The following is a 20,332-nucleotide window of genomic DNA, read 5'->3' on the forward strand; positions in this document are numbered from 1 at the left end:
CATTCAGTTGAGCATTTAGGCTCGCTTCTTCCGTGCACGCCCTTGGCCAATCAACCTGTTTGCGTACTGGCCAGACGAGCCACGAGATACGCTATTAGCCTCAGCCTCAGCCTCAGCCAACCGGAGTGCCTCCCACCCTTTCATAGCCAAGGCTACGGTCTTCGGTACGGGTTTTTCACCACTGCGATAGTAGGCCAACATACGCCTGCTCAGCCCCAGCTCCTGAGCTGCACGATCCAACGTCAGCCCATGCCTGGCCATCCAGTTCCAGATGAACTCATGTGAACACTCCCCTGCCTGTTCGACAGCTCTGGCACGAAGGTTGTCGGCGGCAAGTTCAAGATTTTCGTCACCGGCCCAGATGACCGTATCTTTCCACTCACCAATTGCGACCTTTGCGAACACCTTGGGATTGGCAAGCGGGGCCAACGTCGCGTGCTTTCCAATGATTTCATCCAGAACCACGGTGAATTGCTGGCCGTCCGCAAAGCTCAGCAGCAATGAACCAGGGGCGACCGCAGCCACCTCGGTCAGCTGGAATTGTTTGTTGGTCATGGATTCAGCTCCTCCCACATTGCTAGCAGTCGAGCCCTGTTCCGCGAAGCCCATTCAAGCGCTTCACTCATTTCTTGCAGGGAAACCCGCGAAGCGCCGAAGCCGACCATCGGGGTCAGGTCATTGATCGCGATCAGTGCCTGACGACCATCACTGAGTCGCAGATGGAAATGCGGCGGCAGATGATCATTTGCATACAGGCAGACTACGCAATTGGACAACCGATGGATCGTGGGCATGGGCTAATCATACAGTGCAATGGTTGCACTAGACAGTTCCCGTTTAGCAACACGCTTACAGCCCCAAAAATGTAACTATTATGGTTACATGTCTCTTCAGGCCAGCGCGGTCGCTGTAGAAGCGGTCTTGCCCTGATTGGCAGTCGCTCGCTAGGCTAGCAGGCCAACCGAAGAGACTCGTCATGTCGGATTCCCGCTCCATCACGCTGGATGAGATCGATCGCCAGCTGATCGCCCTGCTGCAAATCAACGCCCGCGAAAGCGTCGCCACACTCGCCCGCCAATTGGGTATCGCCCGGACCACCGTCAACTCGCGCCTGGAGCGGCTGGAGAAGAACAAGGTCATCTCCGGTTATGGCGTGCGCTTGGGTCAGCGGGTGCTGGGTGGCGGGCTGCAGGCGTATGTGGGTATCAAGGTGCAGCCGCGCTCCGGCAAGGAAGTGGTGCGGCGCCTGAGTGCCATGGGCCAAGTCCAGCAGCTGTGCGCAGTGAGCGGCGAGTTCGACTACGTGGCCTGGCTGCTTACGGATTCGCCTGAGCAACTGGACCAGTTGCTCGACCAGATCGGCAGTGTCGACGGGGTGGAGAAGACCACCACGTCAATCATTCTCAGCAGCAAGGTGGACCGTGGGCAACCACTTTGAAATGGCACTCGGACTGTACAGCGATCTAAGTAACACGCTGCAACTCACTACGCCTTAGGTGTAGCTCGAATGCGTATAGGCTGGCTAGCGATGGATTGACATACCTCGTGGCCAACACGAAACTATACGCAGATAACGTACACACCATGGAAGCAGTTTTTGTCGAGCTCCCCCCTTTCGAGCGGCATCGTGCCAGCTATCTGAGTGACGAGGGTTTTCGTTCCTTGCAGCGCTTCTTGATGAACGGTCCGCTTGCCGGAGATGTGATCAAAGGCACAGGTGGCCTCAGAAAGCTGAGGTTCTCTGATGCTCAACGTCACAAGGGGAAGCGAAGTGGCATCCGCGTCATCTACTACTTCTGGCTTCCTGGCAGTCAGTTCTGGCTTTTCACCGTGTACGGGAAAGACATGCAAGATGACTTGAGCGACACCGAGCGAAAAATACTGCGAACCCTGCTCGAGCGCGAATACCTGTCGAGGACAAACCATGCACCGCAACCTGTTCACTGAGCTCACTGAAGGCTTCGATGCACTAGCTGAAGATCGCCAAGGCAAGAAAACCCTGCGCTCGCACAAAGTCAGCTTCACCGAGCTTGCCCCCTTGGCACCTAACGAACTGTTAGAGCTCCGCCAGCGCCTCAACATGTCCAGGGCGCTGTTCGCAAATTATTTACGGACCAATGCCAGAACGCTGGAGAATTGGGAGCAAGGCCGTTCCAGGCCCAATGCACAGGCCGTCGCATTGATTCGTCTTGTACAGAAGTTTCCCGAGACGGTGAATCACTTGGCATCCCTGACCTGAATCGTCATAAATATCTTTTAAATGGTAAATATGACGACAAAAGCTACATTCAGACACCACTCTGTGCCTTATTAACGAACACTCCACTCCCTAAAATGACCTCCAGCCATCTCCTATACTCAGGCTCCGCCACCCGCGCAGCCCCTCTGGCAAGGTCACTTCATGAACAAGAAAAACCGCCACCCCGCCGACGGCAAAAAGCCCATCACCATCTTCGGCCCGGATTTCCCCTTCGCTTTCGACGACTGGCTGGAACACCCCGCAGGCCTGGGCAGTATTCCGGCTGAGCGCCACGGTGAAGAAGTGGCCATCGTGGGTGCCGGTATTGCCGGCCTGGTGGCGGCCTACGAGCTGATGAAGCTAGGCCTCAAACCGGTGGTGTATGAGGCCTCCAAACTGGGCGGCCGGCTGCGCTCGCAAGCCTTCAATGGCACCGACGGGATCATCGCAGAGCTGGGTGGCATGCGCTTTCCGGTATCGTCCACTGCCTTCTACCACTATGTGGACAAATTGGGCCTGGAAACCAAGCCCTTCCCTAACCCGCTGACGCCGGCCTCGGGCAGCACCGTGATCGACCTGGAAGGCCAGACCTACTACGCCGAAAAAACCACCGACTTGCCCAAGCTGTTCCACGAAGTGGCCGACGCCTGGGCCGACGCGCTGGAAAGTGGTGCCCAGTTCGCCGACATCCAGCAAGCCATCCGCGATCGGGATGTACCGCGCCTCAAAGCGCTGTGGAACAAGCTGGTACCACTGTGGGACGACCGCACGTTCTACGATTTCGTCGCCACCTCACGCTCGTTCGCCAAACTGAGCTTCCAGCACCGCGAAGTGTTCGGCCAGGTCGGCTTCGGCACCGGTGGCTGGGACTCGGACTTCCCCAACTCGATGCTGGAAATCTTCCGCGTGGTGATGACCAACTGCGACGACCACCAACACCTGGTCGTCGGTGGTGTGGAGCAGGTGCCACAAGGGATCTGGCGCCATGTGCCGGAGCGCTGCGCCCACTGGCCGGAGGGCACCAGCCTGAGCGGCCTGCATGGCGGCGCGCCACGAACGGGGGTGAAACGCATTGCCCGTGCCGCCGATGGCCGCCTGGCGGTCACCGACAACTGGGGCGACACCCGCCACTACGGCGCCGTGCTCGCCACCTGCCAGACCTGGCTGCTGACCACCCAGATCGACTGCGAGGAATCGCTGTTCTCGCAAAAGATGTGGATGGCCCTGGACCGCACCCGCTACATGCAGTCGTCGAAGACGTTCGTCATGGTCGACCGACCATTCTGGAAGGACAAGGACCCGGAAACCGGCCGCGACCTGATGAGCATGACCCTCACCGACCGCCTCACCCGCGGCACCTACTTGTTCGACAACGGCGACGACAAGCCGGGGGTGATCTGCCTGTCCTATGCGTGGATGAGCGATGCGCTGAAAATGCTGCCGCATCCGGTGGAAAAGCGCGTGCAACTGGCCCTGGATGCGCTGAAGAAGATCTATCCGAAAACCGATATCGCCGGGCACATCATCGGCGATCCAATCACCATTTCGTGGGAGGCGGATCCGCACTTCCTGGGCGCCTTCAAGGGCGCACTGCCGGGTCACTACCGCTACAACCAGCGCATGTACGCACACTTCATGCAGCAGAACATGCCCGCCGAGCAGCGCGGCATGTTCATCGCCGGTGACGATGTATCGTGGACACCCGCCTGGGTGGAGGGCGCGGTGCAAACATCACTGAATGCGGTGTGGGGTATCATGAACCACTTCGGTGGCCACACCCACCCGGACAACCCAGGCCCGGGCGATGTGTTCGATGAAATCGGCCCTATTGCCCTGGCAGACTGAATCAAGGAGGCGTCATGCGCATCGCTTTGTTCCAGGGCACACCCAAGCCACTGGACGTGCCCGGCAACTTGCAACGGCTGCGCCATCAGGCACAGTTGGCAGCCGAGCGCGGCGCACAGCTGCTGGTGTGCCCGGAGATGTTCCTGACCGGCTACAACATCGGCCTACCCCAGGTCGAGCGCCTGGCCGAAGCTGACGATGGCCCGGCGGCCATGGAGGTAGTGGAAATCGCCCAGACCCACCGCATTGCCATTGTCTATGGCTACCCGGAGCGGGCAGATGATGGCGCGATCTACAACAGCGTGCAGTTGATCGATGCCCATGGCCGCAGCCTGTGCAACTACCGCAAGACCCACCTGTTTGGCGAACTGGACCGTTCGATGTTCAGCGCAGGCCCGGACCACTTTCCGGTGGTCGAGCTTGAAGGCTGGAAAGTCGGCCTGCTGATCTGCTACGACATCGAGTTCCCGGAAAACGCCCGACGCCTGGCGCTGGCGGGTGCCGAGCTGATCCTGGTGCCGACGGCGAACATGGCGCCGTATGACTTCATCTGCCAGGTGACCGTAAGGGTACGGGCGCAGGAGAACCAGTGCTACCTGGTGTATGCCAATTACTGCGGCGCGGAAGGCGAGATCCAGTATTGCGGGCAGAGCAGCATCATCGGCCCGGATGGTAGTTTGCTGGCCATGGGCGGGCGGGATGAATGCCTGTTGCTGGCGGAGCTGGAGCATGAGCAAGTGGTGCATGGGCGGCAGGCATTTCCTTATCTGACTGACCTGCGACAGGAGCTGCATCTGCGTAAGGGCTGACGAACTCTTCGCGGGTAAACCCGCGAAGAGGCCGTGCCTGCAAACAAATGGGTTAGCATGGACAGCAGCAACCGGAGCCCCCATGCCTGACGCCATCCGCCACCTCACCCTCGCCAACGGCCTGCAACTGACCCTGCGCCACGCCCCGCGCCTAAAGCGTTCGGCCGCCGCCCTACGGGTACATGCGGGTAGCCATGACGCACCGGGCAAATGGCCGGGCCTGGCCCACTTCCTCGAACACCTGTTCTTCCTAGGCACCCCACGCTTTGCGCTGGACGACGGCCTGATGCGTTACGTGCAGACCCTGGGCGGCCAGGTCAACGCCAGCACCCGGGAACGCACCACCGACTTTTTCTTCGAAGTGCCGCCCAATGCCTTGGCCGGGGGCCTCGAGCGCCTGTGCCAGATGCTCGCCGAACCGGATCTGGGCATCGAGCGCCAACGCCGCGAGCGTGAAGTGATCCACGCCGAGTTCATTGCCTGGTCACGCAACCCGCAGGCCCAGCAGCAATTCACCTTGTTGCAATCAGTGTCGCAAGGCCATCCGTTGGGCGCATTTCATGCCGGCAACCGGTATACCCTGGCCCTGCAGGCCCCTGCCTTTCAGCAAGCACTTACGGGCTTCCACCAACGCTTCTACCAGGGCGGGCAGATCGTCTTGAGCCTGTGCGGGCCGCAGCCGCTGGATGAGCTGGAGCAACTTGGCCGGCAGCATGCGACGCTGTTCGCCACAGGCAAGCATGTGCCGCAAGTCGAACCGCCGCCATTGTCGGCGACGGCTACACCACTGGCCTTCACTCACGAAAACCTCCCGGCAGGTGCCGAGCAAGCGCTGGAGCTGCTGATCGCCTGCCTCGGCGACAGCCGCCCGGGTACCTGGCTGGGCGCACTTCGCGCGCGTGGATGGCTGCAACGTTTCAAGGCCGAAACACTGTATGCCTTTGCCGGCCAGCTGCTGTGGCACCTCGACCTTAAGCTCAGCGCCGACGCCTGCGCAGACGAAGCCAGCGCCCTGTTGCGAGGCTGGTTCAGCTTCATCCGCCAGGCCGACCTCGAGCTGTTGAACCGCGAATTCGGCCTGCTGCAACACAGTCGCGAACGCAGCGCCAGTGCACTTGAACTGGCCCGCCGTGACAGCACGGGGCAGCCGTTCGCCAAGTTGGATACGCACGGTTTGCAGGCCCTTCAAGCCGTGCTGCAAGGCCTGCCATGCAACGTGTATGGCGAATGGCACATGCCCTTGGTCGACCCCTTGCTGATGGCTGGTCTACCCAGTGCGAGTACAAAGCCTGTACCGGCAGCACTGCGGGTCAGTGAGCTGCTTCCTGGCGCCCGCCAATACGCAGCGCTCTACCTGCGCTGGCACGTACCCTCAACGCTGCGCCAACGTTTGCAGGGTGTGCTCGAACAGGCCCTGGCGCCACTGCAGGAGCGCTGTGAACGCGCCTCGGTACAACTGCAATTCACGGCTGCCGGGGAGTACTGGCAGTTGCGCTGCGCCGGGCTACCGGCAGCGGTGCTGCGGGCAGTAACGCAGGCCTTGGTTTTGATCGTCAGCCCCCCGGCCAGATGCTGGTTGCCTTGCACAACGCCACCAGCGGCCCTGATCCCCATCAGGGCCTTGCTCAAGCAACTGCCTGACGCGGTGCTCGGCACCCCGCCCCCTGCTGTGCCTGCCTGCACGCTGGAGCAGCAGCAACTCGACAAGCTGTGGCAGCACACACGCTGGCACGGCCTGGCCGCAGGCTTCGACGATTCAGCCCGGAACGCCCTGGGCACTGCGCTGCAGCACTGCCCAGGGCACGGCTCGCTACCAAGCCCACTGCGCACCTGGGCCAACCGCCGTTGGCAGCATGCCGAAGTACCGGGCAGTGAACATGCCTTACTGCTGTTCTGCCCGCTGCCTGCAACCCGCGAAGCCAGCGGCCGCTTGCTCGCGCAACTGCTGCAAGGGCCGGTTTACCAGCGGCTGCGGGTGGAGCTGCAACTCGGCTATGCGGTATTCAGTACCTTTCGTCAGATAGAGGGAGTCGGCGGCCTGTTGTTCGGGGTGCAATCGCCGCACACCCACCAGGCACAGATCCTCGACCACCTGCTCACGCTACTCAGCAAGGGTGTCACCCTTGACCCAGACACCCAGCAGGCCCTGGCCAGTCAATTCGATGAACCGGCCATGGCCAACGCCGATGTCGCCGAATGGGCGTGGCAGACACACCTGGCTACACAACCCGGCAGGCTGGATACGTTGCGCAGGGCTATTCTGAACACGCGGCAGACGGATCTGGACCACCTGCTGGGTAACCTGCTCGATGCAGACGCCTCCTGGTTGTGTTTGGCCAACGCTGCCGCGCCAACCCCTACGTGGAAGTGATCCAGGCCCGTGATTGTTACGCAAAATGCAACGGCACTTTTCGAATAATTAACCTTCCAGTACAAATTTTTCTTGTAAGATAGCGCAATCCCAGTTCCGGGAACCTCCAGTGCGTGGTGGTACCCAAGTAGTAACTGAGCAACCCCAAACCCATCCGGAAGGAGTAATCCCATGTGGACCAAACCTGCATACACTGATCTGCGTATCGGCTTCGAAGTCACCATGTACTTCGCTAACCGCTAAGCCCGGCTTAGGGTTCCACGCCTCGGCCTGCCGGGGCGTTTTCGTTTTTCCGATCCGGTTTTTTGCATAGAGAGTGGCCATGTACATCCAGGTTCTCGGCTCCGCCGCCGGTGGCGGGTTCCCGCAGTGGAACTGCAACTGCGTCAACTGCAAGGGCTTTCGTGACGGCACCCTGCGGGCCACTGCGCGCACTCAGTCGTCCATCGCCCTGTCCGACGACGGCGTACACTGGGTGCTGTGCAATGCCTCGCCCGACATCCGCGCCCAGCTCCAGGCCTTCGCGCCGATGCAGCCAGCCCGGGCCCTGCGCGACACCGGCATCAACGCCATCGTGCTGCTGGACAGCCAGATCGACCACACCACCGGCCTGCTCAGCCTGCGTGAAGGCTGCCCGCACCAGGTGTGGTGCACCGACATGGTCCACCAGGACCTCACCACCGGCTTCCCGTTGTTCAACATGCTCAGCCACTGGAACGGTGGCCTGCAGTGGAACCGCATCGAGCTGGAAGGCAGCTTCGTTATCGAGGCCTGCCCAAACCTCAAGTTCACCCCATTCCCTCTGCGCAGCGCCGCACCGCCTTATTCGCCGCACCGCTTCGACCCGCACCCGGGCGACAACCTGGGCCTGCTGGTCGAAGACACCCGCACCGGCGGCAAGCTGTTCTACGCTCCAGGCCTGGGCCAGGTGGACGACAAGCTGCTGGCGATGATGCACGGCGCCGACTGCCTGCTGGTCGACGGCACGCTGTGGGAAGACGATGAAATGCAACGCCGTGGCGTGGGCACTCGCACGGGCCGCGAAATGGGCCATCTGGCGCAGAACGGCCCGGGCGGCATGCTCGAAGTGCTGGACGCTTTCCCGCGTCAGCGCAAAGTGCTTATCCACATCAACAACACAAACCCGATTCTCGATGAAGACTCCCCGGAGCGCGCCGAAGTCCAGCGCCGCGGTGTGGAAGTTGCCTTCGACGGAATGAGCATTGAGTTGTAAGGAGGCCTGATGAGCGACGCATTGCCAATGTCCCCTGCCGAATTCGAGCAGGCCCTGCGCGCCAAGGGCGCCTATTACCACATTCATCACCCGTACCACGTGGCGATGTACCAAGGCCGCGCCACCCGTGAGCAGATACAGGGCTGGGTGGCCAACCGCTTCTACTATCAGGTCAACATCCCGATGAAGGATGCCGCGATCCTGGCCAACTGCCCTGACCGCGAAGTACGCCGCGAGTGGATCCAGCGCCTGCTCGACCACGACGGCGCGCCTGGCGAGGACGGCGGCATCGAAGCCTGGTTGCGCCTGGGCCAGGCTGTCGGCCTGGACCCGGACCAGCTGCGTTCGCAAGAGCTGGTACTGCCCGGCGTACGCTTTGCCGTCGATGCCTACGTCAACTTCGCCCGCCGCGCCAGTTGGCAGGAAGCAGCCAGCAGTTCGCTGACCGAGTTGTTCGCCCCGCAAATCCACCAGTCGCGCCTGGACAGCTGGCCACAGCACTACCCGTGGATCGACCCGGCCGGCTACGAATACTTCCGCACCCGCCTGGGCCAGGCTCGTCGTGACGTAGAGCACGGCCTGGCGATTACCCTGCAGCACTACACCACCCGCGCGGGCCAGGAGCGTATGCTGGAGATCCTGCAGTTCAAGCTGGATATCCTCTGGAGCATGCTCGACGCCATGAGCATGGCCTACGAGCTGAACCGCCCGCCCTATCATTCCGTCACCCAGGAACGGGTGTGGCACAAGGGAATCACCCTATGAGTTTCGACCGCAATCAGGTGCCGAACTGGCGCCCCGGCTACCGCTTCCAGTACGAACCGGCGCAGAAAGGCCATGTGCTGCTGTACCCCGAAGGCATGATCAAGCTCAACGACAGCGCCAGCCTGATTGGCGGCTTGATCGACGGCCAGCGTGACGTGGCCGCCATCATCAGCGAACTCGAACAGCAATTCCCCGATGTCCCGGAAGTGGCCGAAGACATCGAGCAGTTCATGGAGGTGGCCCGTGCCGAACACTGGATCGTCCTCGCCTGAGTTGCCGCCCACGCCGGAGGTCGGCCTGCCGCTGTGGTTGCTGGCCGAGCTCACCTACCGCTGCCCGCTGCAATGCCCGTACTGCTCCAACCCGCTGGACTTTGCCGCCCAGGGCCAGGAGCTGAGCACCGAGCAGTGGTTCAAGGTCATGGCCGAGGCTCGGGAGATGGGCGCGGCGCAAATCGGCTTTTCCGGCGGTGAACCGCTGGTGCGCCAGGACCTGGCCGAACTGATCGGCGAAGCCCGCCGGCTGGGTTACTACACCAACCTGATCACCTCGGGCATCGGCCTGACCGAAGCGCGTATCGCGGACTTCAAAAAGGCCGGCCTGGACCATATCCAGATCAGCTTCCAGGCCAGCGACGAGCAGGTGAACAACCTGCTGGCCGGTTCGAAGAAGGCCTTTGCGCAAAAGCTGGAGATGGCCCGCGCCGTGAAGGCCCACGGCTACCCGATGGTGCTCAACTTCGTCACCCATCGGCACAACATCGACAAGATCGACCGCATCATCGAGCTGTGCATCGCCCTTGAGGCCGACTTCGTCGAGCTTGCCACCTGCCAGTTCTACGGTTGGGCGCACCTCAACCGCCTGGGCCTGCTGCCGACCCGTGCGCAACTTGAGCGGGCCGAGCGCATCACCAACCAATACCGGGACAAACTCAAGGCCGAGGGCAACCCCTGCAAGCTGATCTTCGTCACCCCGGACTACTACGAAGAGCGCCCGAAGGCCTGCATGAATGGCTGGGGCAACCTGTTCCTCACCATTACCCCGGACGGCACCGCGCTGCCCTGCCACGGCGCCCGCCAGCTGCCGGTGCAGTTCCCCAATGTACGCGACCACGACCTGCACCATATCTGGTATGAGTCGTTTGGCTTCAACCGCTTCCGTGGTTACGAGTGGATGCGCGAACCGTGCCGCTCCTGTGACGAAAAAGAAAAGGACTTCGGCGGCTGTCGCTGCCAGGCCTTCATGCTGACCGGCGATGCCAGCAACGCCGACCCGGTGTGCGCCAAGTCGGCCGACCACCGCATCATCCTCAAGGCCCGCGAGGAGGCGGAAAGCGCCCAGCTCGCCATTGAACAGATGACCTTCCGCAATGAACGAAACTCCCGTGTCATCGCCCGTGGCTGAATTCAGCGCGGCCCAGGCCGTTGCCGCCGGCACCGACTTCGCCGAACTCAAAGCCAGTGCCGACGGGCTGTTCTGGATCGAGTTTCGCCCGGCCGATGGTGCTTGCCGTATCTGGCACTGGCTGTACCACCAGGCCCGCTGCCTGACACCGGATGGCTTCAGCGTGCGCAGCCGGGTCTACGAGTACGGCGGTGGTAGCTTCTGCCTGGGTGGCGACGGGCTGGTGTTCGTCAACGAGAAGGACCAGCAGGTCTACACCCAGCCGCTGGACGATTCGCAACCGCGTGCGCTGACCGAGGATGCCAGCTGCCGCTACGGCGATGTGCAGTGGCACGATGGCCAGTTGCTGGCCGTCGAGGAACGCCATGCCGAGCAGGTGGAGCATCGGCTTGTCGCGTTGAGTGAGAGCAGCCGGGTGGTGCTCGCCGAGGGCGCCGATTTCTACGCCTCACCCACGGTGAGTGCAGATGGCATGCGCCTGGCGTGGATCGAATGGAACCGACCGGCACAGCCCTGGACTATCACCCGATTGATGTGCCGCGCACGCGACAGCAGTAGCCAGTGGGGCCCCGTGCAATGCATCGCCAGCAATGATGAGTCGCTGCAACAACCGCGTTTCGATGCCGAAGGCCGGCTCTACTGCCTGTCCGACCGCAATGGCTTCTGGCAGCCCTGGGGGGAAGTCGATGGCCACTGGCAGGCGTTGCCTGCCGAGGCTGCCGACCATGCTGCTGCGCCCTGGCAATTGGGTACCTGTACCTGGTTGGCACTGGGGCCGCAAAGCTATCTGGCGAGTTGGTTCAAAGACGGCTTCGGGCAACTGGGGCTGCGTAACACCGATGGGCGCATGGAGCGTTTCGCCAGTGGCTACACGCGCTTTCGCAGCCTGGCCATGGACAGCGATCACCTTTATGCCATTGCCGCCTCGCCCATCAGCCCGCCTGCAGTGATTGCCGTCGACCGCAGTAACCACGAAGTACGTGTGCTGGCCGGGGGGGCCGAGATACTGCCGGCAGGGCAAATCAGCCTGCCGCAGTCGATTCACTATGGCCGTGACGGCGAGCGGGCCCACGGATTCTTCTACCCGGCAGCGCACTCGCAAGGCGCCACACCGCTGGTGGTGTTCATCCACGGCGGGCCGACCTCGGCCTGTTATCCGGTGCTCGAGCCTCGCATCCAGTACTGGACCCAGCGCGGCTTTGCCGTGGCCGACCTGAATTACCGGGGCAGCACCGGCTATGGCCGGGAATACCGCAAGGCGTTGCACCTGCGCTGGGGCGAAAGCGATGTGGCCGATGCCTGCGCGGCGGTCGAGTACCTGGCGGCTCAGGGCCTGGTCGACAAACGCAAGGCGTTCATCCGTGGCGGCAGCGCCGGTGGCTACACCACCCTCTGTGCCTTGGCCTTCCACGACGTGTTCCGCGCCGGTGCCAGCCTGTACGGGGTCAGCGACCCGGTTGCCCTGGGCCGGGCCACGCACAAGTTTGAGGGCGATTATCTGGACTGGCTGATCGGCGATCCGCAACAGGATGCCGAGCGCTATCGCCAGCGCACACCGCTGCTGCATGCGGGGCAGATCAAGGTGCCGGTTATTTTCTTCCAGGGTGAGCTGGACGCGGTGGTGGTGCCGGAGCAGACGCGGTCGATGCTGGCGGCGTTGCAGGCTAACGGGATCGAGGCTGAAGGGCACTTCTATGCGGGTGAGCGGCATGGGTTCCGCAAGGCAGAGAACCTGGCCCATGCATTGGAAGAAGAGTGGAAATTCTATTGCAGGGTGTTGGAGGGCTGAGATTTTGGGGCCGCTTTGCGGCCCCAAAGGCCTCAACGTTTGGCGATGATGTACACCGCATGCACGATCCCCGGAATGTAGCCCAGCAAGGTCAGCAGAATATTCAGCCAGAACGCCCCGCCAAACCCCACCTGCAAGAACACGCCCAGCGGCGGCAGGATGATGGCGATGATGATGCGAATAAAGTCCATGCGAGTCTCTCCTGAAGGGGTTATCTCACAGACTAGCCGCCCACCGCAGAGGTTCCACAGGCAAAAAAAACGCCCCGGGCCGAATGAAACAGGCCAGGGGCGATGCGCAGGAACGCCAGACGGTTCGTTGAATGCTCAGTGTTGCTACACAGTCAGGCCGGCACTTCGCGGCGGGCCTGCTGCTGGGCATGAAGACGGGCAAAAGCACGTGCCAGGCGCAGCAGCATTTCGTCGATGTTGCCCTTGCTCACGGTCAGCGCAGGTGAAAAGCGCACCACATCCGCTTGCGGCGCATTGAGCAGCAGGCCTTCGTGCAGCGCCGCAGCCACCAGTTCACGGGCCAGGTTTTCTTTGAGTTGCAGCGCCCACAGCAGGCCTTGCCCACGCACTTCGCCCTGGCCATAGCGCCCGGCCAGCCGGCTCAGGCCTTCACGCAGGTGACGTCCGTTGTCCTGCACATGCGTGAAAAAGCCAGGCTCCAGCACGGTGTCCAGCACCGCCAGGCCGGCAGCGCACATCAGCGCATTGCCGTGGTGGCTGCCTTCCAGTTCGCCAGGCTCGGCGCAGCACGCCGTACCCCGAGCCAGCAAGGCGGCCAGTGGCACCCCACCGCCCAGGCCCTTGCCCAGGGTGATGATGTCGGCACGCACGCCGTAGGTTTCCTCGGCCAGCAGCGCACCACAGCGGCCAATACCGGTCTGCACTTCATCGAGGATCAGCAGGATGCCCAGTTCGCGGCAGAGCGTTTCCACACCCTTGAGGTATTCCTGGGTGGCCGGAATCACGCCCGCCTCGCCCTGGATCGGCTCGAGCATGATCGCCACGGTGCGTGAATCCACCTCGGCGTGCAGTGCTGCCAGGTCGTTGAACGGCACCTTGCTGAACCCCGGCAGCCCAGGCTCGCAGCGGTTGCATGGCAGCGGGTCGGACGCCGACAGTGCACCCAGGCTGCGGCCGTGACAGGCCTGACTGGCCGTGATGATGTGATAGGCCCCGTTGCGGTGCAGTTGGCCCCACTTGCGCGCCAGTTTGATCGCGCCTTCGCAGGCCTCGGCACCACTGTTGAGCAGGTAGGCCTGGTCGCTGCCAGTGCTCTGACACAAGCGGTTCACCAACCCCAGCAAGCCACGGCTATGGAAGCCCGAACCCGGGTTGATCAACGCCTGGGCCTGGTTGCCCAGCGCTTTCACCAGCACGCTCGGGCTGTGGCCCAGGCTGTTGACCGCGCCGCCTTGAGTGAAGTCCAGGTAGGCATGCCCTTCACTGTCCCACAACCAGGAGCCTTGGCCGCGCACGAACACCTGCGCTGCGCGCTCGGTGCTGGGCATCAGGCGATCACGCGACAGCTCAGCGGCTTGCGGCACGATCACCGGCGCACGCTTGGGCTCGGCGGCAGCGACAGGGGCCGAGCGGCGCAGGTTGAACAGGTTCATCAGGGCTCCAACCAATCACGGTAAGGGGCGGCAACGGTGCGGTCTTGGTGCCGGCACTCGATATTTTGCCTTGCCTATCAAAAGTGTTTTTCATCCGGAGTAACAATCGACCGATTCATCGCTGTAACCCGTTGGAATACGGCGATAGACTAGGCTTCGCAAGGGTTTTCGACCATTTCGTTTTTCCAGCATTTTCGATAAGTGTTACTTATGGATTTCCGCCAACTGCGTTATTTCGTCGCGGTGTATGAAGAAGGCCACGTGGGCCGCGCTGCAGAACGCCTGTCGCTGTCCCAGCCGGCACTCTCCCAGCAGATCCGGCAGCTGGAGCACAGCCTTGATTTGAGCCTGTTCGAGCGCAGCAACAAGCGCCTGTTGCCTACCTTGGCTGCCCATACCCTGTACAACCATGCCTTGCCCTTGCTTGACGGCCTGCAACGCGCCCACGAGGCCATGCGCAACTTCAAGGGCCAGTCGCTGCGCACCCTGGCCATCGGCGTGCTGCAGACCGTGCGACCGAGCCTCGTGCCACAGCTGCTCGAACGGCTGCGCAAGGCTCAGCCGCACCTTGTCGTGCAGATCTACGAGTTGTCGGGGCTGGAGATCGAACGGCGCCTGCTCAACGGCAGCCTAGACATCGGCATCAGCTACCTGCCGCCGCGCCAGCCCGGGTTACATGGCCTGCTGCTGTATGAAGACGAGCTGCAACTGGTCATCCCCGATACTCACGCGCTGAAGGACTTCAAGAAGGTGTCTATCCGCCAGGCTGCCGAATTGCCCATGCTGATGCTGGGCGAAGAATTCCAGATCCGTCAGATCTGGCAGGCGCAACTGGCCAGCCAAGGCCGCCGGCCGCAGGTTCAGGCAGAGATGAACAACATGGCGGGGATTCTCGACAGCCTGGCGCACACGGCACTGGCGACCATCCTGCCGGGGCGGGCCAAGGAGGCCGCCGAAGATGATCAGGGGCTGTTGTGGAAGCCCTTGAGCGAGCCACGGGTGCCGCTGAAGGTTGGCCTGGTGTTCCGCGATGCCCAACGCCAGCAGGCCTCTGTGGAGCTACTGCGCACGCTGCTGGAAGAAGAGACGGACGCCCGCCTGTTGGGGGCATCACCGCTGGATGTGCTGGCCTGAAAAAACACGCGCACAAAGAAAACCCCGCCGAAGCGGGGTTTTCCAGACTGTTTCCCTGTGACATCCGTATCGCCCCGCCATCCTGGCAGGTGGTCCTTCGTCGTCTTCCTTGATCTGTCCTTTGCGCTTCCTGCGCAACGTCCATGTGGTAAAGATTAACCGTGGATCCAATCTGAGAACAGTGGTGAAAAGTCACCACGTCGTGTAGGAAAAAGCTTACAACGGGGATTCATCCCCAGACATACCGAAAATCGGGGCCGCCAAGCGGGCCCCAAATACGTCAGAACTGCTCGGCATCCAGCAGGTACAGCGATTCACTGCCCGCCTTCACCGAAGCCACCAGCGAATCCACCCGTGGCAGCAACCGCGCAAAGTAGAACCGCGCCGTACCCAGCTTGCCCGAGTAGAACGCCTCGTCGCCCTCACCCGCCTGGGCCGCCCGTGCCATCAGTGCCCACATATAGCCGTAGGCCACATAACCAAACGCATGCAGGTACTCGACCGAAGCCGCGCCGATTTCATTCGGGTTGCCCTTGGCCTGTTCCAGCACCCACTCCGTCAGCCCGTCGAGCTGGTCGAGGCTGGCCGCCAACGGCTTGGCAAATTCGTCCAGCTCGCCAGTTGCGCTGGCAATGAACTGGCGGATCTCGTCGGAGAACAACCGGTAGTACGCGCCACCGCTGGCCACCACCTTGCGCCCCATCAGGTCGAGGGCCTGGATGCCGTTGGTGCCTTCGTAGATCTGTGTGATGCGCACATCACGCACCAACTGCTCCTGCCCCCATTCGCGAATGTAGCCATGCCCGCCGAACACCTGCTGGCCATGCACCGCGCACTCCAGCCCCAGGTCGGTGAGGAATGCCTTGGCCACTGGCGTGAGCAGCGCCACCAGCTCTTCGCTGCATTTGCGCACGGCGGCGTCTTCGCTGTACTTGGCGCTGTCCAGCTGCATGGCCACGTAAGTGGAGAAGGCGCGGCCGCCCTCGATCAGCGCTTTCATGGTCAGCAGCATACGGCGCACGTCCGGGTGGACGATGATCGGGTCGGCGGCCTTGTCCTTGGCCTGTGGGCCAGTCGGGGCACGGCTCTGCAGGCGGTCGCGGGCGTATTCCACGGCGTTCTGGTAGGAGCGTTCGGCCGAGGCCAGGCCCTGGATGCCAACACCCAGGCGCTCGTAGTTCATCATGGTGAACATGGCCGCCAGGCCCTTGTTCGGCTCACCGACGATATAGCCGACTGCTTCGTCGAAGTTCATCACGCAGGTAGCCGAGGCCTGGATGCCCATCTTGTGTTCGATCGAACCGCAAGTGGCCGGGTTGCGTGCACCGAGGCTGCCATCTTCGTTGACCAGAAACTTCGGCACCAGGAACAGCGAAATACCTTTCGGCCCCGCCGGTGCGTCCGGCAGCTTGGCCAGCACCAGGTGGATGATGTTCTCGGTCAGGTCGTGCTCGCCACCGGTGATGAAGATCTTGGTGCCGCTGACCTTGTAGCTGCCATCGGCCTGGGGCTCGGCCTTGGTACGGATGATGCCCAGGTCGGTGCCGGCGTGCGGCTCGGTCAGGCACATGGAACCGGCCCATACGCCTGCATACATGTTCGGCAGGTACTTTTGCTTCAGCGCTTCGCTGGCGTGGGCATTGATCGACAGGCAGGCACCGGCGGTCAGCATCGGGTACAAGCCAAAGGCCAGGCTGGAGGCGTTGACCATTTCCTCGACCTGAGCCGAGATGGCCTTGGGCATGCCCATGCCGCCGAACAGCGGGTCGCCGCCCACGCCGACCCAACCGCCTTCGGCGTAGGTGTTGTAGGCCTCGATGAAACCGGCGGGGGTGCGCACTGCGCCGTTGTCCCAGTGGCAACCTTCTTCATCGGCGGCGCGGCTGAGCGGCGCGATGGACTTGGCGGTGACCTTGCCGGCTTCCTCCAGCACGGCCAGAGCGGTGTCGGCATCGACAACGTCAGCCAGCCCGGGCAACTGCGCCCACTGCTCGGCCACGTTGAAGACTTCATTCAGTACGAAGCGCATGTCGCGCAGGGGCGCTTTATAGTCAGCCATGACAACCTCTCGCTAGTCGGGTCGGGGCGGTCTCGGGGAACCGCGACACAGGGGTTATTGGCAGTGTAACCGAACAACTTTTACGAGACATAGGGTCATCAACTGACCATGCAGTATTGCCCGGTCACGCCGTGCGTACGGCTCCGCGCTGCGATTGTTGCCCATGGACCATGACACAATTGCGCCCCGCGCCTTTGGCGCTGTACAGCGCCTGGTCGGCGGATTTCAGCACCGCCTCGGGGTTGCGATGATCGGCCTGGCGCTCGGCCACGCCGATACTGATGGTGACCGACACCGTGCCGCCACTGCTGCCCGCCCGGCGCTGGCGCCCGGCCGTATCGTCCTGCGGGCGGTTGTGCTGATCGCGCAGGTGCATCACATAGTTGGCGATCACCTCACGCACCGCTTCCACGTGGGGCACGCACTCCTCGGCTGTCTTGCCCGCGAACACCAGGGCGAACTCCTCGCCGCCATATCGGTAGGCCCGGCCGCCGCCGGTCACCTTGGACAAACGGCTGGCCACCAGGCGCAACACCTGGTCTCCCACGTCGTGGCCATGGGTATCGTTGAATTTCTTGAAGTGGTCCACGTCGGTCATGGCGATCACATAATTGCGCCCCAGGCGCTGCATGCGTTCGTTCAGCGCGCGGCGCCCCGGCAGGCCGGTCAGCTCGTCGCGGAAGGCCATCTGGTAGGCCTCATGCGCTACCGCTGCGGCGATCATCAACATCACCTGGCTGCACATGATGTTAAGGGTGAATGGCAGGATGAAGGTTTGCGGCAGCATCCAGAAAATGCCCAGCAGGCCGGTCAACTGCGCAGCATGCAGCGGCCTGGGGGCACGCAGGTATTGCACCACCAGCAGGATGAACACAACGAAGAACAGTGGGTAAACGATCTGGATCAGGCTCATCCACTGGCCATGCAAGGCTGGCCAGCGGATTTCCGCCAACCAGCTCAGCAGCGCTTCGGGGTAGCTTTGTTCGAGGGCAACCGCCACGCTGCCCACGGCAAACAGCACAGCGCCGCGGGCAACCAGGTCCTGCAGCAGGTGGGTACGTTCCTGCCAGGCGCCATACAAGCCGAACAGCGTGGGCAGCAACAGGCACACCAGGTGGAAGATCACCGCCGCGTCCTCGCGCACGCGGCCATGGTCACGGTAGAAGTCGGTCTGGGTGTCGAGCAGAAAGTAGGCGATGTACACCGTAAGCATCAGGAACAGCTCACGTTGCCGACGGTACACGGCACAGTACGCGCCGCCCAGCAGCAGAACCAACGTAGGCAAGACATTGAACAGCGATGTGAAGAAGACGCTGAGGTCTCTCACATAGGCTGCGGCGAGCCCTGCCAGCAACAAGAACAGCGAAGGCAGGAAGTGGCTTGCGCGAACAGCATTAAGACGAAACAAGGGTAATCTCCAACCCGGCAGATCAATAGTGGCATTGTGCCCTTACTTCATCGGCAGTGCACATGAACAGTTGAATTTGCCGTTGGGTCAATTGGCCCCAGATGCGGAAAACCCGCCTGCCGGTGAGGGCAGGCGGGTTCCGTGTACAGCGGTAGGATCAGTACGACAGGCCGAAGTTTTCTTCGTCCATCGCCATCAGGTTGTTGGCACCCGACAGCATGGTCGCTACATGGGTACGGGTGCGCGGCAGGATGCGCTGGAAGTAGAAGCGCGCCGTTTGCAGCTTGGCGGTGTAGAACGCCTCTTCGCTGGTGCCGGCTGCCAGTTTTTCGGCCGCCAGGCGGGCGATGTCGGCCCAGAAGTAGGCCAGGCAGGCGTAGCCGGAATACATCAGGTAATCGACCGAGGCCGCACCCACCTCTTCGCGGTCTTTCATGGCGGCCATGCCCACTTTCATGGTCAGCTCGCCCCACTCCTTGTTGATTGCCGCCAGCGGCTCGACGAACTCCTTGACCGCTTCGTTACCTTCCTGCGCCTGGCAGAACTTGTGCACGATCTTGGTGAAGCCCTTCAGTGCTTCGCCCTGGGTCATCAGCACTTTACGGCCGAGCAGGTCCAGCGCCTGAATGCCGGTGGTGCCTTCGTACAGCATGGAGATACGGCTGTCGCGAACGTTCTGCTCCATGCCCCACTCGGCGATGAAGCCGTGGCCGCCGTAGATCTGCACGCCATGGTTGGCCGCCTCGAAGCCGACTTCGGTCATGAACGCCTTGGCAATCGGGGTCAGGAACGCCAGCAGGGCATCGGCCTTCTTGCGCTCTTCTTCGTCCTGGCTGTACTTGACGATGTCCACCTGCTTGGCCGTGAAGTACACCATCGCGCGGTTGCCTTCGGCGAAGGCCTTCATGGTCAGCAGCATGCGGCGCACGTCCGGGTGGACGATGATCGGGTCAGCAGCCTTGTCCGGTGCTTTCGGGCCAGTCAGCGAGCGCATCTGCAGGCGCTCACGGGCGTACTTCAGGCCACCCTGGAACGCCACTTCGGCGTGGGCCAGGCCTTGCAGCGCTGTACCCAGGCGAGCGGTGTTCATGAAGGTGAACATGCAGTTCAGGCCTTTGTTGGCCGGGCCGATCAGGTAACCGGTGGCCGCATCGAAGTTCATCACGCAGGTAGCGTTACCGTGGATGCCCATCTTGTGTTCGATGGAGCCGCAGCTCACGCCGTTGCGCTCACCCACGCCGCCTTCGGCATTGGGCAGGAACTTCGGCACGATGAACAGCGAAATACCCTTGGTACCGGCCGGTGCGTCCGGCAGGCGGGCCAGGACGATATGGACGATGTTGTCGGCCATGTCGTGTTCACCGGCCGAAATGAAGATTTTTGTACCCGACACCTTGTAGCTGCCGTCAGCCTGTGGCTCGGCCTTGGTGCGCAGCATGCCCAGGTCGGTGCCGCAATGTGGCTCGGTCAGGCACATGGTGCCAGTCCACTCGCCGGACACCAGCTTGGTCAGGTAGGTGTGCTGCTGCTCGGGGGTGCCGTGCGCAGAGATGGTGTTCATCGCACCATGGGACAGGCCTGGGTACATGCCCCACGACCAGTTCGAGCCCCCGACCATTTCACTCAGGGCCAGGCCCAGCGACTCTGGCAA

The 20,332-nt window shown here is 62.3% G+C and carries 20 protein-coding genes; 13 read left to right on the forward strand and 7 right to left on the reverse strand.

Annotated features, from left to right (window positions below):
- Positions 1-15 precede the first annotated feature (15 nt).
- Positions 16-555 (reverse strand): DUF2442 domain-containing protein, encoded by a 540-nt coding sequence (locus APH36_RS13745; protein WP_060499077.1) that lies wholly within the window; start codon positions 553-555, stop codon positions 16-18.
- A complete protein-coding gene (locus APH36_RS30775; protein ID WP_082426392.1) occupies positions 552-794 on the reverse strand; it encodes a DUF4160 domain-containing protein in 243 nt (80 codons plus the stop codon). Before APH36_RS30775 ends, APH36_RS13745 begins: the two co-directional genes overlap by 4 nt.
- 182 nt (positions 795-976) lie before the next feature.
- Here APH36_RS30775 and APH36_RS13750 point away from each other — a divergent pair, with 182 nt between their 5' ends.
- From APH36_RS13750 to APH36_RS13800, 12 genes are all read left to right on the forward strand, one after another.
- Entirely contained in the window at positions 977-1,438 is a 462-nt protein-coding gene (locus tag APH36_RS13750; RefSeq protein WP_016484597.1) for an Lrp/AsnC family transcriptional regulator, read from the forward strand.
- Positions 1,439-1,584: 146 nt separating this feature from the next.
- On the forward strand, positions 1,585-1,947 hold the full coding sequence (locus tag APH36_RS13755; protein WP_060499092.1) for a hypothetical protein: 363 nt from the start codon (positions 1,585-1,587) through the stop codon (positions 1,945-1,947).
- Entirely contained in the window at positions 1,925-2,239 is a 315-nt protein-coding gene (locus APH36_RS13760) for a DNA-binding transcriptional regulator (protein ID WP_060499078.1), read from the forward strand. Before APH36_RS13755 ends, APH36_RS13760 begins: the two co-directional genes overlap by 23 nt.
- 162 nt (positions 2,240-2,401) lie before the next feature.
- A complete protein-coding gene (locus APH36_RS13765; protein WP_060499079.1) occupies positions 2,402-4,084 on the forward strand; it encodes an NAD(P)/FAD-dependent oxidoreductase in 1,683 nt (560 codons plus the stop codon).
- A gap of 14 nt (positions 4,085-4,098) precedes the next feature.
- Positions 4,099-4,893: a carbon-nitrogen hydrolase family protein gene (locus tag APH36_RS13770; protein ID WP_060499080.1), complete on the forward strand. Its 795-nt coding sequence runs from the start codon at positions 4,099-4,101 to the stop codon at positions 4,891-4,893.
- Positions 4,894-4,975: 82 nt separating this feature from the next.
- Positions 4,976-7,264 (forward strand): pyrroloquinoline quinone biosynthesis protein PqqF, encoded by a 2,289-nt coding sequence (gene pqqF, locus APH36_RS13775; RefSeq protein WP_060499081.1) that lies wholly within the window; start codon positions 4,976-4,978, stop codon positions 7,262-7,264.
- A gap of 171 nt (positions 7,265-7,435) precedes the next feature.
- Positions 7,436-7,507: a pyrroloquinoline quinone precursor peptide PqqA gene (gene pqqA, locus APH36_RS30780; RefSeq protein ID WP_003243383.1), complete on the forward strand. Its 72-nt coding sequence runs from the start codon at positions 7,436-7,438 to the stop codon at positions 7,505-7,507.
- 79 nt (positions 7,508-7,586) lie between these two features.
- Positions 7,587-8,498 (forward strand): pyrroloquinoline quinone biosynthesis protein PqqB, encoded by a 912-nt coding sequence (gene pqqB / locus APH36_RS13780; protein WP_060499082.1) that lies wholly within the window; start codon positions 7,587-7,589, stop codon positions 8,496-8,498.
- Positions 8,499-8,507: 9 nt separating this feature from the next.
- Positions 8,508-9,263 carry a pyrroloquinoline-quinone synthase PqqC gene (pqqC, locus tag APH36_RS13785; RefSeq protein WP_003255592.1) on the forward strand — a complete coding sequence of 252 codons (756 nt, stop codon included), beginning with the start codon at positions 8,508-8,510 and terminating at the stop codon, positions 9,261-9,263.
- Positions 9,260-9,535, forward strand: a complete 276-nt coding sequence (gene pqqD, locus APH36_RS13790; RefSeq protein WP_060499083.1) for a pyrroloquinoline quinone biosynthesis peptide chaperone PqqD — start codon at positions 9,260-9,262, stop codon at positions 9,533-9,535. The genes pqqC and pqqD overlap by 4 nt, the downstream gene beginning before the upstream one ends.
- Positions 9,507-10,667: a pyrroloquinoline quinone biosynthesis protein PqqE gene (gene pqqE / locus APH36_RS13795; RefSeq protein ID WP_060499084.1), complete on the forward strand. Its 1,161-nt coding sequence runs from the start codon at positions 9,507-9,509 to the stop codon at positions 10,665-10,667. Before pqqD ends, pqqE begins: the two co-directional genes overlap by 29 nt.
- Entirely contained in the window at positions 10,633-12,456 is a 1,824-nt protein-coding gene (locus APH36_RS13800; RefSeq protein WP_060499085.1) for a S9 family peptidase, read from the forward strand. Before pqqE ends, APH36_RS13800 begins: the two co-directional genes overlap by 35 nt.
- A gap of 32 nt (positions 12,457-12,488) precedes the next feature.
- Here the strand turns inward: APH36_RS13800 and APH36_RS30785 are convergent, their stop codons facing one another.
- Positions 12,489-12,647 carry a YqaE/Pmp3 family membrane protein gene (locus APH36_RS30785; protein ID WP_009681539.1) on the reverse strand — a complete coding sequence of 53 codons (159 nt, stop codon included), beginning with the start codon at positions 12,645-12,647 and terminating at the stop codon, positions 12,489-12,491.
- A gap of 152 nt (positions 12,648-12,799) precedes the next feature.
- Complete coding sequence (locus APH36_RS13805) at positions 12,800-14,080, reverse strand: aspartate aminotransferase family protein (protein ID WP_060499086.1); 1,281 nt, start codon at positions 14,078-14,080, stop codon at positions 12,800-12,802.
- 210 nt (positions 14,081-14,290) lie between these two features.
- On the opposite strand from APH36_RS13805, the gene APH36_RS13810 reads away from it, so the two are divergent.
- Positions 14,291-15,214 (forward strand): LysR family transcriptional regulator, encoded by a 924-nt coding sequence (locus tag APH36_RS13810; RefSeq protein WP_060499087.1) that lies wholly within the window; start codon positions 14,291-14,293, stop codon positions 15,212-15,214.
- A 280-nt stretch (positions 15,215-15,494) separates the two neighbouring features.
- On the opposite strand, the gene APH36_RS13815 is transcribed toward APH36_RS13810, so the two are convergent.
- From APH36_RS13815 to APH36_RS13825, 3 genes are all read right to left on the reverse strand, one after another.
- Complete coding sequence (locus APH36_RS13815) at positions 15,495-17,273, reverse strand: acyl-CoA dehydrogenase C-terminal domain-containing protein (RefSeq protein WP_060499088.1); 1,779 nt, start codon at positions 17,271-17,273, stop codon at positions 15,495-15,497.
- A 124-nt stretch (positions 17,274-17,397) separates the two neighbouring features.
- Positions 17,398-18,681, reverse strand: a complete 1,284-nt coding sequence (locus APH36_RS13820; protein ID WP_060499089.1) for a diguanylate cyclase — start codon at positions 18,679-18,681, stop codon at positions 17,398-17,400.
- A 157-nt stretch (positions 18,682-18,838) separates the two neighbouring features.
- Positions 18,839-20,332, reverse strand: a 1,494-nt coding sequence (locus tag APH36_RS13825; RefSeq protein ID WP_060499090.1) for a phenylacyl-CoA dehydrogenase, incomplete at its 5' end; no start/stop codon positions are given.

Origin of the sequence: Pseudomonas sp. NBRC 111133 (assembly GCF_001320605.1) — a bacterium.
Taxonomy (GTDB): Bacteria; Pseudomonadota; Gammaproteobacteria; order Pseudomonadales; family Pseudomonadaceae; genus Aquipseudomonas; species Aquipseudomonas monteilii.

Coding starts and splice junctions, on each gene's coding strand:
- APH36_RS13745 (WP_060499077.1), bottom strand. CDS start 555: ATGACCAACAAACAATTCCAGCTGACCGAGGTGGCTGCGGTCGCCCCT.
- APH36_RS30775 (WP_082426392.1), bottom strand. CDS start 794: ATGCCCACGATCCATCGGTTGTCCAATTGCGTAGTCTGCCTGTATGCA.
- APH36_RS13750 (WP_016484597.1), top strand. CDS start 977: ATGTCGGATTCCCGCTCCATCACGCTGGATGAGATCGATCGCCAGCTG.
- APH36_RS13755 (WP_060499092.1), top strand. CDS start 1,585: ATGGAAGCAGTTTTTGTCGAGCTCCCCCCTTTCGAGCGGCATCGTGCC.
- APH36_RS13760 (WP_060499078.1), top strand. CDS start 1,925: ATGCACCGCAACCTGTTCACTGAGCTCACTGAAGGCTTCGATGCACTA.
- APH36_RS13765 (WP_060499079.1), top strand. CDS start 2,402: ATGAACAAGAAAAACCGCCACCCCGCCGACGGCAAAAAGCCCATCACC.
- APH36_RS13770 (WP_060499080.1), top strand. CDS start 4,099: ATGCGCATCGCTTTGTTCCAGGGCACACCCAAGCCACTGGACGTGCCC.
- pqqF (WP_060499081.1), top strand. CDS start 4,976: ATGCCTGACGCCATCCGCCACCTCACCCTCGCCAACGGCCTGCAACTG.
- pqqB (WP_060499082.1), top strand. CDS start 7,587: ATGTACATCCAGGTTCTCGGCTCCGCCGCCGGTGGCGGGTTCCCGCAG.
- pqqC (WP_003255592.1), top strand. CDS start 8,508: ATGAGCGACGCATTGCCAATGTCCCCTGCCGAATTCGAGCAGGCCCTG.
- pqqD (WP_060499083.1), top strand. CDS start 9,260: ATGAGTTTCGACCGCAATCAGGTGCCGAACTGGCGCCCCGGCTACCGC.
- APH36_RS13800 (WP_060499085.1), top strand. CDS start 10,633: ATGAACGAAACTCCCGTGTCATCGCCCGTGGCTGAATTCAGCGCGGCC.
- APH36_RS30785 (WP_009681539.1), bottom strand. CDS start 12,647: ATGGACTTTATTCGCATCATCATCGCCATCATCCTGCCGCCGCTGGGC.
- APH36_RS13805 (WP_060499086.1), bottom strand. CDS start 14,080: ATGAACCTGTTCAACCTGCGCCGCTCGGCCCCTGTCGCTGCCGCCGAG.
- APH36_RS13810 (WP_060499087.1), top strand. CDS start 14,291: ATGGATTTCCGCCAACTGCGTTATTTCGTCGCGGTGTATGAAGAAGGC.
- APH36_RS13815 (WP_060499088.1), bottom strand. CDS start 17,273: ATGGCTGACTATAAAGCGCCCCTGCGCGACATGCGCTTCGTACTGAAT.